Genomic DNA, 14,339 nt, shown 5'->3' with positions numbered 1-14,339 from the left:
CGGCATGATCATTTTGCTCTGATGGAGATGATGACAATGCGTAGCTTTGACCTTACCCCCTATCGCCGCTCGACCGTCGGTTTCGACCGTCTTTTCGATCTGATCGAAAATAATGCCAGGTTGCAGCAGGGCGACAACTACCCTCCGTTCAACATCGAACGCCTGTCCGAGGACCGCTATCGTGTGACGTTGGCGGTCGCGGGATTTCGCGCGGACGAAATCGACATCACCGCTCAGCAGAATCTGCTGCAAGTGGTCGGTCGAAAAGACGATTCGGTGACCGATCGCAGCAAGTTCCTGCATGTCGGCATCGCCAACCGCAGTTTTGAGCGCCGCTTTGAGCTGGCCGACTTTGTGCGGGTGGAAAAGGCCGATCTTGCCGATGGGCTGTTGACGATCGAACTTGTTCGTGAAGTCCCCGAAGCGATGAAGCCCAAGAAGATCGCCGTCAATGGCGGTCAGCTCATCGACGTCAGCAAGGACCGCGACGCCGCCTGATCAGGCAATTGAACGGAAAAGCATGGGGCGTGGCTGGCTGGCCGCGCCCCTTTTTTGCTGCTCAGATTTCGACCTGGCTTCCCAATTCTACCACCCTGTTGGTAGGCAGACGGAAAAACTCCATCGCGCTTTCCGCGTTGCGCAGCATCCAGGCAAAAATCTTTTCCCGCCACAACGGCATCCCCGGATTTGCCGACGGCAGCAACGTCTGGCGCGCCAGGAAAAAGCTGGTGTCCATCATCTTGAACGCCTGTCCACATCCCGACACATTCTTGAGCGCGGCAGGCACGTCCGGTTCCTGCATGAAGCCATATTGAAGGACCAGGCGGAAGAACCCCCGGCCCAGGTCCTCCAGCTTACAGCGCCCGTCGTCCTCCACCACCGGAACATCCCGAATTTTGACGGTCAACAGGATCACCCGCTCGTGCAACACCTTGTTATGCTTAAGGTTATGCAACAGCGCGTGAGGAACACCATTCGACGTGGATGTCATGAAGACAGCCGTGCCGGGCACCCGCACCGCGCTATTGGCGGCTGACGCAACGAATACGGGAATGGGCATCGCCGCTTCGCGCAGCCGCTCCTGCACCAGCCTGCGCCCGCGCGACCAGGTCGTCAGCAGCGTGAAGATCACAAAGCCGATCAGCAACGGGAACCAGCCGCCATCTGGCACCTTGGTGAAGTTCGCGGCGAGATAAGCGCCATCCACCACAAAGAAGACCGCCAGCAGCGGCGCGGCATAATACCAGCGCCACTTCCACAAACGATAGAGCAGTACCGTCAGCAACAGATTGTCGATGAACATCGCGCCAGTCACCGCGATGCCATAGGCGGCAGTCAGGTTGGATGATGTCTGGAACACCAGCACCAGCAGGATGACCATGACCATCAGCCCCCAGTTGATCAGGGGTATATATATCTGCCCGGCCGTGGAAGCGCTGGTATGCGCAATCCGCAGGCGCGGCATAAAGCCCAGCTGGATCGCCTGTTGGGTAACGGAAAATGCACCGGAAATGACCGCTTGGCTCGCAATGATCGCCGCCATCGTCGCCAGCCCGACGAGCGGAAGCTGCGCCCATTGCGGGGCCAGATGATAGAAGGGGCTTTCAAGCGCCGAAGCGCCTTCACGGAACAACAGGGCGCCCTGCCCCATATAATTCATCATGAGGGCGGGGAGAACGAAGATGAGCCACGACACACGGATCGGGCTGCGGCCAAAATGCCCCATGTCGGCATAGAGCGCCTCCGCCCCCGTCACGGCCAGCACCACCGCGCCCAGCGCCAGAAAGGCGGGCAGCGGGTCAGTCACGAAGAACATGACCGCCCAATAAGGATTGAACGCGTAAAGGATGCCCGGCGTCTGCGCCACGCTGATGACACCCAAGGTCGCGATCGTCACGAAATAGAGCAGCATGATCGGACCGAATAGCGTCGCCACCCGATTAGTGCCCAGCCCTTGTATCCAAAACAGTCCAAGCAGGATGACAACGGCGGCGGGCAGGATGACGGGTTCAAGGCTGCTATTATAGACCGCCAGCCCTTCGACTGCCGACAACACGGACACCGCCGGCGTGATCATGGAGTCGCCATAGAAAAGCGCTGTCGCAAACACGCCCAGCAATATGATCCCGCGCGACCATATCTGGGTCTTCGTCTGCCCGTTGATCAGCGCCAGCAGGGCCAGGCTGCCGCCTTCGCCCTTATTATCCGCCCGCATGATGATCGTGACATATTTCAGTGTCACCACCAGCATCATCGACCAGAACATCAGGCTGATGACGCCCAGAATATGGTCGGCATCCAGCGCGAGATGATGATGGCCCGCGAAGGTTTCGCGGAAAGCGTAAAGCGGACTGGTGCCGATGTCGCCAAAGACGATGCCGATGGCTCCCACCACCAGTTTCAGCGTAGCCTTTTGCTTCGTATGGCCGTGCCCGTGCTCGTCCTCTTCCCCGGGCTGCGCTGGACCGTTTACTGTCGTATCAACCATAAGGGGAACGCCGAACCGTCATAAGCTACCGACACCCGCGCGAGGAGAGCTGGCCATGACATGGACCAAGCTCGCAAAGTGGGCGCGCCCTATCATGGGTAAAATGCCCGTGCAACGTCGCACATTTGTCCCATTACTGGCCCGATGCCTTGGTCGCGAGCAGGATGTCGATGCGAGCGATGGCAAATTGCAATTCCGCCTTGATCCCCGATCCTTCCGGCGCGCTCTGCACCAACGGGGTCCAAATCTCCTTGGCCGCCTGCAACTGCCCCGCGCGCGCCAGAGCCAGGCCGTAGAAATAGCGGGGACCCGGCGCCTGTGGATCGATCCCAATCGCGCGGCGATAGGCGAAATCGGCACCGGGCGATACGACCCCGTCCGCATGAGCGACCAGTGCATTGCCCAGGCCCAGCCAGAGATTGGGGTCCTCAGGAGACTGCCTCAGCCCCGAAAGCAGGACGTTGGCCGCTTCCTTCGTCTTGCCTTGCCTGCCCAGGCCGTCTGACAGGAGCAGCCACTGGCCCGCCGGGCCATAGCGTTCCGCCAGACCGCGCCGCCGCTCTGCCATGTCCTCATCGAATTTATCGGGTGCCAGAGCGGCGGCATGACGCGGTGCCCCGGCCAGCCCAGGATTTCCCTGCCAGGCGTAGCCTGCCAGACCCAGCAGCAGAACGGCGGCAGCGATTTCCCATGTATTGCGCGGGATTCGCCCCACGACCACCAGCGCCAGCATCAGCGACAAGGCCAGCGCAAAGGCGATGATCCAGCCGGTCACTTCCGTTTCCTCCTGATACGCCCGCGCAGCAGCAGCAGGCCCAGCCCGATCAGCAGGAAGGGCGCGGCCCATAGCGGCCAGAGAATTGGGTTGGCCGTTGGTTCATAGCTCACCCAGTCGCCATAACGTTCGATCAGCCAGGCGCGGATATGCTCTGGCTCCTCTCCCACCATGATCCGCTCGCGTATCTGGGACCGCATGTCCCCGGCCATGCTGGCATCACTATCGGCGATCGATTGGCTCTGGCACGTGAGGCAGCGGATCGTTTCCATTAGCGCCTTTGCCTTGCGCTCCAGCACGGGATCGCTGATCTGCCGATTGGCGTAGGGCGCGGGGGGAAGCGCCGATTGCCCCATTACCGGCGCGGACACGCTGAACAGTATCGCGATCAGGGCAACCAAAATCCTCATCGCGCATCCTTCAGCCGCTGCAGGATCATGGGGACATCGTCCGCGCGTATGTCGCCGACATGCTGATAAACGATACGCCCCTTGCCATCGATCACGAAACTTTCGGGCACGCCGGACGATCCAAGTGCGATTTGAACGCCGCTGCGTGCGTCAAGGCCGATACGGGAATAGGGGTTGCCATAGCGGGCGAGGAAGCGGTCGACATCGGGACGCGCATCGCGGATGGCTATAGCGTCAATCTCCACCCCCTCCTGGGCGAGCGCCAGAAGCTGCGGCGCTTCGGCGGCGCACGGCAGGCACCAACTGGCGAATATGTTGAGCAGGCGGGGCTTGCCCGTCGCCAGCTCGGTGCTGACAAGGCCGGGCCTGTCGCTCGCCGCAGCAGGCAGCGAGAAGGCCGGCAGCGTCTTGCCCACCAGTTTGGACGTGATCACCCGGTCGTCAGGCTTCAGAAGGCCGCTGGCGAATAATGCGAAAAAGCCCAGGAACAGACCCAGGGGCAGCCAGATCAGGAGCTTCCTCATGCCGCCGCCCTTTCCCGCCACTTAAGCTGCCAGCCGCGCCTTTCTCGGCCGATCAGCGCCAGCGCGCCGCCCAAGGCGATCAATATGCCGCCCAGCCAGATCAAGGTGACGAACGGCTTCCACCAGATGCGCAGCTGCCAGCGGCCATCCTCAGCCTCCTGACCCAACACCACGTAAAGCTGGCCGTTCCAGCGCGTCAGCAGCGCCGCCTCCGTCGTGGTCGTGGCCGCCGATGCAAAAAAGCGGGACTGAGGATGCAGCATGACAGGCGCGCCGCCGCCACGGACGGCTTCCAGATCGGCCTGCAACGCCGTCCAATTGTCCCCGGCGATGGGCGATATCCGGTTGAACTGCAACGTCCAGTCGCCCGCCTGCACACTATCGCCGACCCGCACCGCGGCAAGCTTTTCGACGGTAAAGGCCGAATCGCAGGCCATGCCCGCCAGACTGACCGCACAGCCAAGATGCGCGATCACCATTCCATAGGTAAAAAGCGGCGTCCGACGAAGATTGCGCTTCCACAGGGGAGCGATGCTGCCCGCCCCGACAGCCAGGGCGACGACCAGGCCGAAGAACGGCAGGACGCCGATCCGCCCCCATGCTACCCACGCCAGCAGCGCGACGGCGAATATGGCTATCACCGCCGGGACGAGCAGGCGGCGAGCAACCACGCTCAACCGGTCGCGACGCCAGCGCGTCAACGGCCCGGCGGCCATGACCAGCATCAGGATCAGCGCAATGGGTCCGGCAATCCGATCGAAATAGGGCGCGCCCACCGACACCTTGTGTCCGAACGCTTCGGTCATCAGGGGATATAAGGTGCCGATCAGAACCAGCCCCAATATGACTGTCAGTAAAAGGTTGTTCACCACCAGCATGGTTTCGCGGCTGACGAGTTCGAACGGCGCGCCTTCACGCACAGCGCCCACGCGCCAACCGAACAAAGCCAGCGCGCCGCCGATGTAAAAGCCCAGCAGCACGAGGATGAAGGTCCCGCGCTCAGGATCGACGGCGAACGCATGGACGCTCGTCAATATGCCCGACCGGACGAGAAAGGTGCCGACCATCGACATGGAAAAGGCAATGACCGCCAGCATCACCGTCCACGCCCGCAGCGCATCGCGCGTTGCCAGCACCGTGACGCTGTGCAGTAGCGCCGTCGCCGCCAGCCACGGCATGAGCGACGCATTTTCCACCGGATCCCAGAACCACCATCCACCCCAGCCAAGCTCATAATAGGCCCAGTAGCTACCGGCGGTGATGCCCAGCGTCAGGAGGATCCACGCGCCCAGCACCCATGGGCGCATGGCACGAGCGAAAGCAGCATCGACCCGACGCGTCAGTAGCGCGCCGATGGCGAAGGAAAAAGCGACCGACAGCCCGACATAGCCAAGGTAAAGCGTCGGAGGGTGAAAGGCGAGGCCGGGGTCCTGCAGCAACGGGTTTAACCCCTGACCGTCAGCAGCCGGTGGATCGATGCGGGCAAAGGGATTGGAGGCGAACAGCAGAAAGGCGTAGAAACCGAGGCTGATCGCCGCCTGCCCGCCCAACGTCGCCATATGCGTGTCCCGGCGCAACGCCCGCTCGAACAAGGCCACCGCTGCACCCGCGACGCCCATCACCGTCACCCACAGCAGCATCGACCCTTCATGATTGCCCCAGGTCCCGGCAAATTTGTAAAGCCATGGCTTCATCGAATGGCTGTTGTTCACAACCAGCAATACCGACATATCCGACCGCAGGAACAGCGCGATCAACAGGGCGAAGGCGATGACGATCAGCCCTCCTTGAGCCACGGCAATCGGGCGCACAGAACCCAGCAGTTCCTGCTTCCCACCCGCCAGGCCAAAGCCCACCAGCGTGAGTTGAAGGAGCGCCAACGCGAACGCGAGCCAAAGCGCGATCAGCCCCGCCTCGGCGATCATGGGCGTTGGTCCCCGGCACCCGGCATCGCAATGGCCGCGCGCTTCCTCACTGCTCTGCCTTCATCTGATGGGTCGTTTCATTATAGTTCATGCCTTCCAGTTCGCGGGGCATGTAACGTTCGTCATGCTTGGCGAGCAGGTTGGTCGCGACGAAGGTGCCCGACCGATCGAACGCCCCCTCCGCCACGACACCAGAACCTTCGCGGAACAGGTCGGGCGCGATCCCCTTGAAGGACGCAGGCACCGTCGCCTTTCCATCCGTGACATCGAAGTGGATAGTGACCCCATCGGGAGCGTGCTTCAGGCTCCCTTTCACCACCATGCCGCCCAATCGGATGGCCTTTCCGGCTTCGACGCCTTTGGTCCGCACATCTGCGGGCGCATAGAAATAGGCAGCCTCGTCGCGAAGGGCGGACGCTGCCAAAAGCGCCGCGCCGACCAACGCCACCAGCGCGGCCAGCGCCAGGATCAACCGTTGATGCTTCGCCTTCATGGCCGCTCCGACAATTTCTGCACAGCAGCCTCGGCACGGCGCATCGCGCGCCAGCATCGCAGGCACAGCAGGAATGTGGCTGAAAAGGTCAGCGCGTAAGCGCCGATGACAAAGGCCCACTGGTTCATGATAACTATCCTCGGGCCATCCGTTGCATGCGGGCTTCGGCCTTGGCTTCTGCCAGGATGGTCCGCATCCGCATCAGCACGATCGCGGCAAACAGCAAGGTAAAGCCAACCAGCGTCAAGCCAAGCGGCCACAACAGCGCCATATCGATGCTCGACCCGCGCATGGTGATACTGGGTCCTTGATGCAGGCTGTTCCACCATACCACCGACCGGTTGATGATGGGAATGTTGACCGCGCCGACCAGCCCGAAAATCGCCGTCGTCGGGCTAACCCCGCCCTGCGCCTGCCGCGCGCTGGCATTGGCGAGCGCCATGTAACCAAGATAAAGGAAAAACAGCACGAGCATGGACGTCATGCGGCCATCCCATTCCCACCAGGTGCCCCAGGTCGGCCGTCCCCATATCGACCCGGTGATCAGGCAGATCGCCGTGAACAGCGCCCCCGGCACCGCAATGGCCCGCCCTGCGACGGCGGCCAACGGGTGGCGCCAAACCAGTTGCATGAGCGCCGCCACGGCAATCCCTCCCCAACCGGCCATGCCCAGCCATGCGGCAGGTACATGGATATAGAGGATGCGGACCGTTTCGCCCTGAAGATAGTCGGGGGGGGTCACGAACAATCCACAACCCGCCCCGGCAGCAAGCAGAATGAGACCGGGCCAGAACAGCCAACCAGTAAACGGTCGGGCGATGTTCAGAAAGCGGGCAGGATTGGCAAAGCGATGCATTTGACAGGCTCTTTAGCGCCCCCCCGGCGTCAATGCCAGTGGCGCTTTCACTGGTCCCATATCGCGCAAAACACCTCACCCAACGCCCATCGCGTGCTTTTTTGTGACAGGCAGGCGACAAATCCGTATCGAGTCACTATATGCGCGCCAGACACAGCCGCTGCGGCGGTCAGGATCGGCAATGGACCCGCTCGCACCCATGTTTACGACTAACCCGTTCGACGACGACAAGCTGCGTGAAGAATGCGGCATTTTTGGCGTTTTTCAGGCCGAAACCGCTTCGGCTATCACCGCCCTTGGACTCCACGCGCTACAGCATCGCGGGCAGGAAGCGGCTGGGATTACCAGCTGGGACGGCCATGATTTTCACACCCACCGTGCGATGGGGCATGTCGCAGGCAATTTCGACCGCGACGATGTGATTCGCAGCCTTCCGGGCGGTGCGGCCTGTGGCCATGTGCGTTATTCGACCACTGGCGAAACCTCGCTGCGCAATGTGCAGCCGCTTTATGCCGAACTCAATTCCGGCGGCTTCGCCATCGCGCATAACGGCAATATTTCCAACGCCATGAAGCTGCGCCGCGAACTCATCCGCCGCGGCTCCATCTTCCAGTCGACGTCCGACACCGAAGTCATCATCCATCTGGTTGCGACATCCACCTACAGGACGCTGCTGGACAAGTTCATCGATGCCCTGAAACAGATCGAAGGCGCCTATTCACTGATCGTGATGACGCCCGAAGGCATGATCGCCTGCCGCGATCCGCTGGGCATTCGGCCGCTTGTGATGGGCAAACTGGGTGACACCACCATCTTCGCGTCGGAAACCGTGGCGTTCGACGTGGTGGGTGCCGATTATATCCGTTCAATCGACCCAGGCGAGTTGGTCATCGTCACCCATGATGGAGAAGTGCGCAGCCACCGCCCCTTCGGCGAAACCAACCCCCGCCCCTGCATCTTCGAACATGTGTATTTCAGCCGCCCCGATTCGATCGTGGACGGTTCCAGCGTCTATTCGGTTCGAAAAGCCATCGGCGCGCAGCTCGCGATCGAGAATCCGGTCGATGCCGACTTGGTCATCCCTGTTCCCGACAGTGGCGTGCCTGCCGCCATCGGTTATGCACAGCAATCCGGCATTCCATTCGAACTGGGCATCATTCGGTCGCACTATATCGGCCGCACCTTCATCCAGCCGGGCGACAAGGTCCGTCATCTGGGCGTAAAGCTGAAGCATAACGCCAATCGGGCGCTGATCGCTGGCAAGCGCGTCGTGCTAATCGACGATTCGATCGTGCGCGGGACCACCAGCCTGAAAATCGTGCAGATGATGCGCGAAGCGGGGGCAAGTGAAGTGCATATGCGCATCGCCAGCCCGCCGACCAAACACAGCTGCTTTTACGGGGTAGATACGCCTGAGCGCACAAAGCTGCTCGCCCATCGGCTGGACATTGGCGGCATGCAGGATTTCATCCACGCCGACAGTCTGTCCTTCATTTCGATCGATGGCCTGTACAAGGCGCTGGGCGAAGCGAAGCGCGCGGACATCCAGCCGCAATATTGCGACGCCTGCTTCACCGGTGACTATCCGACGACGCTCACCGACCAGGACGAAGTCGCGGTCAAAAGCCAGTTTGAACTTCTCGCCGAACGGGTCGTCTGAACGACCGCCCCATCTAGCGGTGGCCTGGATAGCGGGCCGCTGTTTCCCACCATGATCAGGCCCCACGGCAGCCGAGGGGCAAAAGGGATGTTTCATGTCCACCCTTCCTCTTTCCGGTAAGCTTGCCCTTGTCACCGGCGCCAGCCGGGGCATTGGCGCGGCAACCGCGCAGGCGCTTGGCGCTGCGGGAGCCCATGTCATATTGACCGCGCGCACTGCCGGTGGGCTTGAGGAAGTGGAGGAGAGCATACACGCCGCCGGCGGCAGCGCGACCATCGCGCCGCTCGACCTGATTGACGGCGAAAGCATCGGTCGTCTGGCCCAGGCGATTTCCGGCCGCTGGCAGGCGCTGGACATATTGGTACTGAACGCCGCCACATTGGGAAGCCTGGCCGCCGTCCCGGCGATCGACACCAAGGAGTTTGCCAAGCAGCTCACGCTCAACATCGCAGCGCCCCAGGCGTTGATCGCGGCTTTTGACGCAATGTTGCGGGCCAGCAGCAATGCGCGGGTAATTGCGCTCACATCTTCGGTCGCCGCTGCGCCGCGCGCCTATTGGGGGGCTTATGGCGCGTCCAAGGCTGCGCTTGAAACGCTGGTGGGCGCTTATGGTGAGGAGGTGAAGAATATCTCCGCGATCCGCACCCACATCGTCGATCCGGGTGCAACCCGCACAGCCATGCGCGCGCGCGCTTTTCCTGGTGAAGATCCGGCAACGTTGAAGGGCCCCGAAGTGGTCGCACAGGCGATTGTCGACCTGGTCCTGGCCGATCATCCCAGCGGCTATCGCTGCCGCGTCGGTTGATCGTCAGACGGTTTTCACCAGCGTCACCTGCGCCACATTGATAGTGCCGCCGCGAAAACCGCCTTCGCAGTACATGAGATAATAGCGCCAAAGGGCAACGAAATGCTGGTCGAAACTGACCGGCAGCAGCCCTTGGTCGACCGCCCTGTCAAACCGTTCCCGCCAGCGCTTCAATGTTTCGGCATAATGCAGCCCGAAATAATGAACGTCGTGCCATTCCAGCCCCTGCTGCTCCGCCAATGCGCGGAACCGGCTTTCCGAAATCAGCATTCCGCCGGGGAAGATGTAGGTCTGGATAAAGTCGGCACCGCGCGCATAGCGGTCGAAAATCGCATCATCGATCAGAATATACTGGATGGCAGCCCTACCCCCCGGCTTCAACAACCGCTTGATCGCCGCCAGATAGGTGGGCCAATAACGTTGGCCCACCGCCTCCACCATTTCCACGCTGGCAATCGCATCATATCGCCCAGACGCATCGCGATAATCGGTTAGCAGGATGTTTGCCCCGGACCCCAGCCGATCACGCGCATATTCCGCCTGTTCCACTGACAAGGTCAGGCCATCATAATCGATTGCGCAACGGTCCATCGCCTGTTCGGCCAGGCCGCCCCAACCGCAACCGATTTCCAGCAACCTGGCGCCGTCCTGCAGGTTCAACCGGTCGAGAATCGCATCCACCTTGCGCTGCTGGGCTCGCTCCAAACTTTCAATTCTGTCGGCAGGGTCGCGGAACAAAGCACTGGAATAGTGCATGTTTTTGTCAAGCCACAGGCGGTAGAAATCATTGCCCAAGTCATAATGATAAGCGATGTTCTTGCGCGATCCTCTATGGCTGTTGCGTCGAGCCCAATGCACAGCCCTGCCGACCCACCGGCCCGGCCCCCTTGGCCGCGCCACATCGCCCAGCGCCCGCGCGTTGACCATGAACAGTTCAAACAAAGGCACCGGGTCGGGACTGGTCCACTCCCCCGCCGCCCACGCCTGATACCAGCCAGCCGATCCGCTCAGGGCCAGTCGCAGCAACGCTCGCCACCGGACAAGGTGCACTTCGCATACCGGGCCGGGACCACGTCCGCCCAATATCCGCACTGTGCCGTCGGGCAGGACGGCTTCCAGCCTGCCAGCCTCAAGCCCGGCGTCGATCCGGTCCAGCAATCGGTGAAACCGCGATCCGATCATGCGCGCGGCCCAGCGCCCGCGCCGCGATTCGGAAAGTTGACGGACGGACACAGCGCGCCGGCCCCGTCGTGGATCGATAACGTTCATCCCGTCACCTCTGCCCGCTGGCCGACCATTGCGCAATCACCGCTTGATGGACCGATAAGCCGCCAATGCTCGCTCGCGCGCTTCCTTGTGCCCCACGCACTTTTGAGGATAGCCCGAAGGCCGGGCGTCGTAGGAATCGGGATCATGAATGGCCTCGTCATCCAACTGCGCCAGTTCGGGCACCCATCGCCTGATATAGTCAGCCGCATCGAATTTGGGAGACTGGACGAGCGGTGCCATGATTCGGGAAAAGATATTTGCGTCCACCCCGCTACCCGCGACCCACTGCCAGTTGACGCTGTTGTTGGCATAGTCTGCGTCCACCAGTGTATCCCAAAACCAGCGCGCGCCATGACGCCAATCGATCAGCAGATGCTTGATCAGGAAGCTGGCCGCGATCATCCGCACGCGATTGTGCATCCATCCGGTCGTCCATAGCTGGCGCATTCCTGCATCAACGATGGGATAACCCGTCAGCCCCTGTTTCCAGGCAGCAAAGTCCACCCCCGCGTCACGTAAGTCGCGCCAGGGCATGCGGTCGAAATCGTCCCGCGCATTTTTCGACCCATATTCCGGCATCTGCCATATCTGGACATGGGCATAGTCACGCCAGATCAATTCCTTGAGGAAGGTCGTGGCATCTCCGTTCGCGCCGCTAATCTGGTGCCATATCCGGGCAGGCGACACTTCGCCAAAGTGCAGATGAGGCGAAAGCCGTGACGTGCCCTCGCATGACGGCAGGTTTCGCCTGCTGTCATAGTCACCTACCTCATCGCGAAAGTCGCTCAGCCGCTCGACCGCTCCCGCTTCGCCGGGCGTCCATTCCGCTCCGAATCCTGACGCCCAGTTGGGATGGGTGGGCAGCAGGCCCCAGTCCGAAAGCATTTCGCTGACCGGCCATTTTGCGGGGCCGTCGATCCGCGAAGGAGCCGGCGTAGGACTGGCAGGCGGCATATGCTCCATCAAGGCACGGAAAAAGGGCGTATAAATGCGGTAGGGCGTGCCTCCCCCAGTTTTCAGGCGGTCTGGCGGCAGGAGCAGGCCGCCATCATGAAGTTCAAGGTCCAGCTTACGCGCGACCGCCCTTTGGGCATTACGCCACCAGGGTTCAAAGTGCGACAGGGCATGGACCCGGTGAGCGCCGGTCTCACGCGTCAGCCGCTCCAGTTCCTCCGCACTGTCGCCGCGGCGCAGGATCAGGCGCGATCCGCGTTCCTTCAGATCTTGGGCAAGGCTTGCCAGGCTGTGATGCAGCCACCAGCGTTGCGCGTCTCCGATCTTCCAACCCTTGGGTGCGGCATCATCCAATATATAGACCGGGATCACCGGCCCTTCCTTCATCGCAGCAACCAGCGCGGCCTGATCGGACAGGCGCAAGTCTTGGCGAAACCAAAGTAGGACAGGGTCGGACATCCTCCCCAGATGCCACCTGCGCCGCGTAAGTCCAGTCCCCTCCCCATTTCGGCGCGAAAACCCTTCCGCACATGGCCGACGCCGATTCTGGCTATTGGAGGAATGGCCGTTCCCCGCCTATCGTCGGCGCTCAACCACATGGCGACGGATGACCTTCGCCAGAATCAGCGATCAGGGGACGTCATGGCGTCGATGCCGAACGATTCAGAATTGGGGTACAGGCCGTGCGTCGGGGTGATGCTGGTCAATATGGAAGGCAAGGTTTTCGTCGGCCAGCGGCTCGATAACAAGGTCGAAGCCTGGCAGATGCCACAAGGCGGAATTGATGACGGCGAAGATGCAAAGGCGGCTGCCCTGCGCGAACTGGGCGAAGAAACCGGCATCGACCAGGGGCATGTCGAGATCATAGCCAAGGCGCGGGATGAACATTTCTACGACTTGCCGCCTGAGTTGATCGGCAAGCTATGGGGCGGGGCGTTTCGCGGCCAGCGGCAGGTCTGGTTCCTGGCCCGCTTCCTGGGCAGCGACGATCACGTCAACATACAGACAAAACATCCCGAATTTCGCGACTGGAAATGGGTCGATCCTGAAATGCTGCCCGACATCATCGTGCCGTTCAAACGCAAACTGTACCGTGACATCCTGCAGGAATTCAGGACGTTGATCTGAGAAAGGATTGGTCTGGCGGGCCTTCCGGCTGCGCTCATTTTGTCATGCTCCGTTGTCTGATTTTGCCACTCCTGCTCGTTCCGGTTCCGGCATGGGCAAATACCCCCGCGTTGCTTCCGTCTTCGGTGCGGGAAATGCTGGAAGCCGCCATTGCCAATGGCGACGAAAGCGAAATCGCGACCATCGCCAAGGTCGCCAAGCAGACAAATCCCGCTTCGGCTGACCAGATTCAGCAGATGGTCAACAGCTGGAAGGAACGGACCAAGACGACGCACGACATGATCGTGCGCGAGGCCCGCTTTTCCGAACTGTGGACCGGGCGGGTCGAGGCGGGAGGCTTTCGATCCACAGGATCGACCAGCGAAATCGGCCTGAGCGGCAATTTGTCACTGAAGCGTACCGGCCTCCAATGGTCTCACAAGCTGAGCGCCAGCGCGGACTATCGCCGGGCCAATGGCATCACGTCGCGTGAACGCTATACCGCCAGCTACGAACCCCGGTTTGAATTCAACCCGCGCGGATTTTCCTACGGACTGGCGCAGTTCGAGCGCGACACGTCGATCGGCTATGATGAGCGCTACACGGCGTCGGTCGGCATCGGTTACAAGCTGATCGTGAGCAATCCGCTGGACCTGGCGCTGGATATCGGCCCATCAGTGCGTCATGCCAAATATATCAGCGGCGAGCGGGAAACAAAATTTGGCGCTCGTGCATCGATGGACATCGTCTGGCGACTGGCGCCCGGCCTGACCGTGAAACAGTTGGCGTCGGGTTATGCCGAAAGGGACGTCTACACGCTGAACTCGCTCACATCGATAGAGACCAAGGTGACAACACGGTGGTCCGCCGCCCTGTCCTACAATGTTCAATATGAATCCGAAACGCTGCTGTCCGCGCGCGATTTCGATACGTTGAGCCGCTTGACCCTGACTTATGATTTCTGATCGGCTCGCCTGCTGACCGGGGTGGAGGCGCAGCCTGTGGTCTGATAGGTTCTGCCAATGAAGGACCTTTCGGTGTCCGATCGTCCCCATCTTGGGCAACGGGCGCGG

At 61.4% G+C, this 14,339-nt stretch carries 15 protein-coding genes; 5 read left to right on the top strand and 10 right to left on the bottom strand.

Annotated features, from left to right (window positions below; genetic code table 11):
- The first annotated feature begins 36 nt into the window (after positions 1–36).
- A complete protein-coding gene (locus FHS54_RS06775; RefSeq protein ID WP_167303044.1) occupies positions 37–498 on the top strand; it encodes an Hsp20 family protein in 462 nt (153 codons plus the stop codon).
- 61 nt (positions 499–559) lie between these two features.
- Here the strand turns inward: FHS54_RS06775 and FHS54_RS06770 are convergent, their stop codons facing one another.
- The 8 genes from FHS54_RS06770 to ccmC all read right to left on the bottom strand — a co-directional run bounded on the left by FHS54_RS06770 (position 560) and on the right by ccmC (position 7,471).
- Positions 560–2,488, bottom strand: a complete 1,929-nt coding sequence (locus FHS54_RS06770) for a potassium transporter Kup (protein ID WP_167303043.1) — start codon at positions 2,486–2,488, stop codon at positions 560–562.
- Between the two features lie 133 nt (positions 2,489–2,621).
- On the bottom strand, positions 2,622–3,263 hold the full coding sequence (locus FHS54_RS06765) for a tetratricopeptide repeat protein (protein ID WP_167303042.1): 642 nt from the start codon (positions 3,261–3,263) through the stop codon (positions 2,622–2,624).
- Complete coding sequence (locus FHS54_RS06760) at positions 3,260–3,673, bottom strand: cytochrome c-type biogenesis protein (RefSeq protein WP_167303041.1); 414 nt, start codon at positions 3,671–3,673, stop codon at positions 3,260–3,262. The genes FHS54_RS06765 and FHS54_RS06760 overlap by 4 nt, the downstream gene beginning before the upstream one ends.
- Positions 3,670–4,197, bottom strand: a complete 528-nt coding sequence (locus FHS54_RS06755; protein WP_167303040.1) for a redoxin family protein — start codon at positions 4,195–4,197, stop codon at positions 3,670–3,672. The genes FHS54_RS06760 and FHS54_RS06755 overlap by 4 nt, the downstream gene beginning before the upstream one ends.
- A complete protein-coding gene (locus tag FHS54_RS06750; RefSeq protein WP_167303039.1) occupies positions 4,194–6,122 on the bottom strand; it encodes a heme lyase CcmF/NrfE family subunit in 1,929 nt (642 codons plus the stop codon). Before FHS54_RS06750 ends, FHS54_RS06755 begins: the two co-directional genes overlap by 4 nt.
- Before the next feature lie 46 nt (positions 6,123–6,168).
- Positions 6,169–6,615 carry a cytochrome c maturation protein CcmE gene (gene ccmE, locus FHS54_RS06745; RefSeq protein WP_167303038.1) on the bottom strand — a complete coding sequence of 149 codons (447 nt, stop codon included), beginning with the start codon at positions 6,613–6,615 and terminating at the stop codon, positions 6,169–6,171.
- Positions 6,612–6,743 (bottom strand): hypothetical protein, encoded by a 132-nt coding sequence (locus FHS54_RS16540; protein ID WP_279589131.1) that lies wholly within the window; start codon positions 6,741–6,743, stop codon positions 6,612–6,614. Before FHS54_RS16540 ends, ccmE begins: the two co-directional genes overlap by 4 nt.
- A gap of 5 nt (positions 6,744–6,748) precedes the next feature.
- Positions 6,749–7,471: a heme ABC transporter permease CcmC gene (gene ccmC / locus FHS54_RS06740; RefSeq protein ID WP_167303037.1), complete on the bottom strand. Its 723-nt coding sequence runs from the start codon at positions 7,469–7,471 to the stop codon at positions 6,749–6,751.
- 181 nt (positions 7,472–7,652) lie between these two features.
- Between ccmC and purF the strand changes: the two genes are divergently transcribed.
- Together purF and FHS54_RS06730 are read left to right on the top strand one after the other, a co-directional pair.
- Positions 7,653–9,131, top strand: a complete 1,479-nt coding sequence (gene purF / locus FHS54_RS06735) for an amidophosphoribosyltransferase (protein WP_167303036.1) — start codon at positions 7,653–7,655, stop codon at positions 9,129–9,131.
- Between the two features lie 94 nt (positions 9,132–9,225).
- Positions 9,226–9,936 carry an SDR family NAD(P)-dependent oxidoreductase gene (locus FHS54_RS06730; RefSeq protein ID WP_167303035.1) on the top strand — a complete coding sequence of 237 codons (711 nt, stop codon included), beginning with the start codon at positions 9,226–9,228 and terminating at the stop codon, positions 9,934–9,936.
- Positions 9,937–9,939: 3 nt separating this feature from the next.
- Here the strand turns inward: FHS54_RS06730 and FHS54_RS06725 are convergent, their stop codons facing one another.
- Both FHS54_RS06725 and FHS54_RS06720 read right to left on the bottom strand, forming a co-directional pair.
- The gene (locus FHS54_RS06725) at positions 9,940–11,205 is read right to left on the bottom strand and encodes an SAM-dependent methyltransferase (protein ID WP_167303034.1); all 1,266 of its coding nucleotides are present in this window, start codon (positions 11,203–11,205) and stop codon (positions 9,940–9,942) included.
- A gap of 36 nt (positions 11,206–11,241) precedes the next feature.
- Positions 11,242–12,618, bottom strand: a complete 1,377-nt coding sequence (locus FHS54_RS06720; protein WP_167303033.1) for a cryptochrome/photolyase family protein — start codon at positions 12,616–12,618, stop codon at positions 11,242–11,244.
- A 183-nt stretch (positions 12,619–12,801) separates the two neighbouring features.
- Here FHS54_RS06720 and FHS54_RS06715 point away from each other — a divergent pair, with 183 nt between their 5' ends.
- On the top strand, positions 12,802–13,287 hold the full coding sequence (locus FHS54_RS06715; RefSeq protein WP_167303591.1) for an RNA pyrophosphohydrolase: 486 nt from the start codon (positions 12,802–12,804) through the stop codon (positions 13,285–13,287).
- Between the two features lie 44 nt (positions 13,288–13,331).
- Entirely contained in the window at positions 13,332–14,231 is a 900-nt protein-coding gene (locus FHS54_RS06710; RefSeq protein WP_167303032.1) for a DUF481 domain-containing protein, read from the top strand.
- Positions 14,232–14,339 lie beyond the last annotated feature (108 nt).

This window comes from Sphingobium vermicomposti, assembly GCF_011762025.1.
Taxonomy (GTDB): domain Bacteria; phylum Pseudomonadota; class Alphaproteobacteria; order Sphingomonadales; family Sphingomonadaceae; genus Sphingobium; species Sphingobium vermicomposti.
This window is presented reverse-complemented; position numbering and strand designations above follow the sequence as displayed.

Excerpts from the sequence above, each read along its gene's own strand:
- FHS54_RS06775 (WP_167303044.1), top strand. The coding sequence starts at position 37 with ATGCGTAGCTTTGACCTTACCCCCTATCGCCGCTCGACCGTCGGTTTC.
- FHS54_RS06770 (WP_167303043.1), bottom strand. The coding sequence starts at position 2,488 with ATGGTTGATACGACAGTAAACGGTCCAGCGCAGCCCGGGGAAGAGGAC.
- FHS54_RS06760 (WP_167303041.1), bottom strand. The coding sequence starts at position 3,673 with ATGAGGATTTTGGTTGCCCTGATCGCGATACTGTTCAGCGTGTCCGCG.
- FHS54_RS06755 (WP_167303040.1), bottom strand. The coding sequence starts at position 4,197 with ATGAGGAAGCTCCTGATCTGGCTGCCCCTGGGTCTGTTCCTGGGCTTT.
- FHS54_RS06750 (WP_167303039.1), bottom strand. The coding sequence starts at position 6,122 with ATGATCGCCGAGGCGGGGCTGATCGCGCTTTGGCTCGCGTTCGCGTTG.
- ccmE (WP_167303038.1), bottom strand. The coding sequence starts at position 6,615 with ATGAAGGCGAAGCATCAACGGTTGATCCTGGCGCTGGCCGCGCTGGTG.
- FHS54_RS16540 (WP_279589131.1), bottom strand. The coding sequence starts at position 6,743 with ATGAACCAGTGGGCCTTTGTCATCGGCGCTTACGCGCTGACCTTTTCA.
- ccmC (WP_167303037.1), bottom strand. The coding sequence starts at position 7,471 with ATGCATCGCTTTGCCAATCCTGCCCGCTTTCTGAACATCGCCCGACCG.
- purF (WP_167303036.1), top strand. The coding sequence starts at position 7,653 with ATGGACCCGCTCGCACCCATGTTTACGACTAACCCGTTCGACGACGAC.
- FHS54_RS06730 (WP_167303035.1), top strand. The coding sequence starts at position 9,226 with ATGTCCACCCTTCCTCTTTCCGGTAAGCTTGCCCTTGTCACCGGCGCC.
- FHS54_RS06725 (WP_167303034.1), bottom strand. The coding sequence starts at position 11,205 with ATGAACGTTATCGATCCACGACGGGGCCGGCGCGCTGTGTCCGTCCGT.
- FHS54_RS06720 (WP_167303033.1), bottom strand. The coding sequence starts at position 12,618 with ATGTCCGACCCTGTCCTACTTTGGTTTCGCCAAGACTTGCGCCTGTCC.
- FHS54_RS06715 (WP_167303591.1), top strand. The coding sequence starts at position 12,802 with ATGGCGTCGATGCCGAACGATTCAGAATTGGGGTACAGGCCGTGCGTC.
- FHS54_RS06710 (WP_167303032.1), top strand. The coding sequence starts at position 13,332 with ATGCTCCGTTGTCTGATTTTGCCACTCCTGCTCGTTCCGGTTCCGGCA.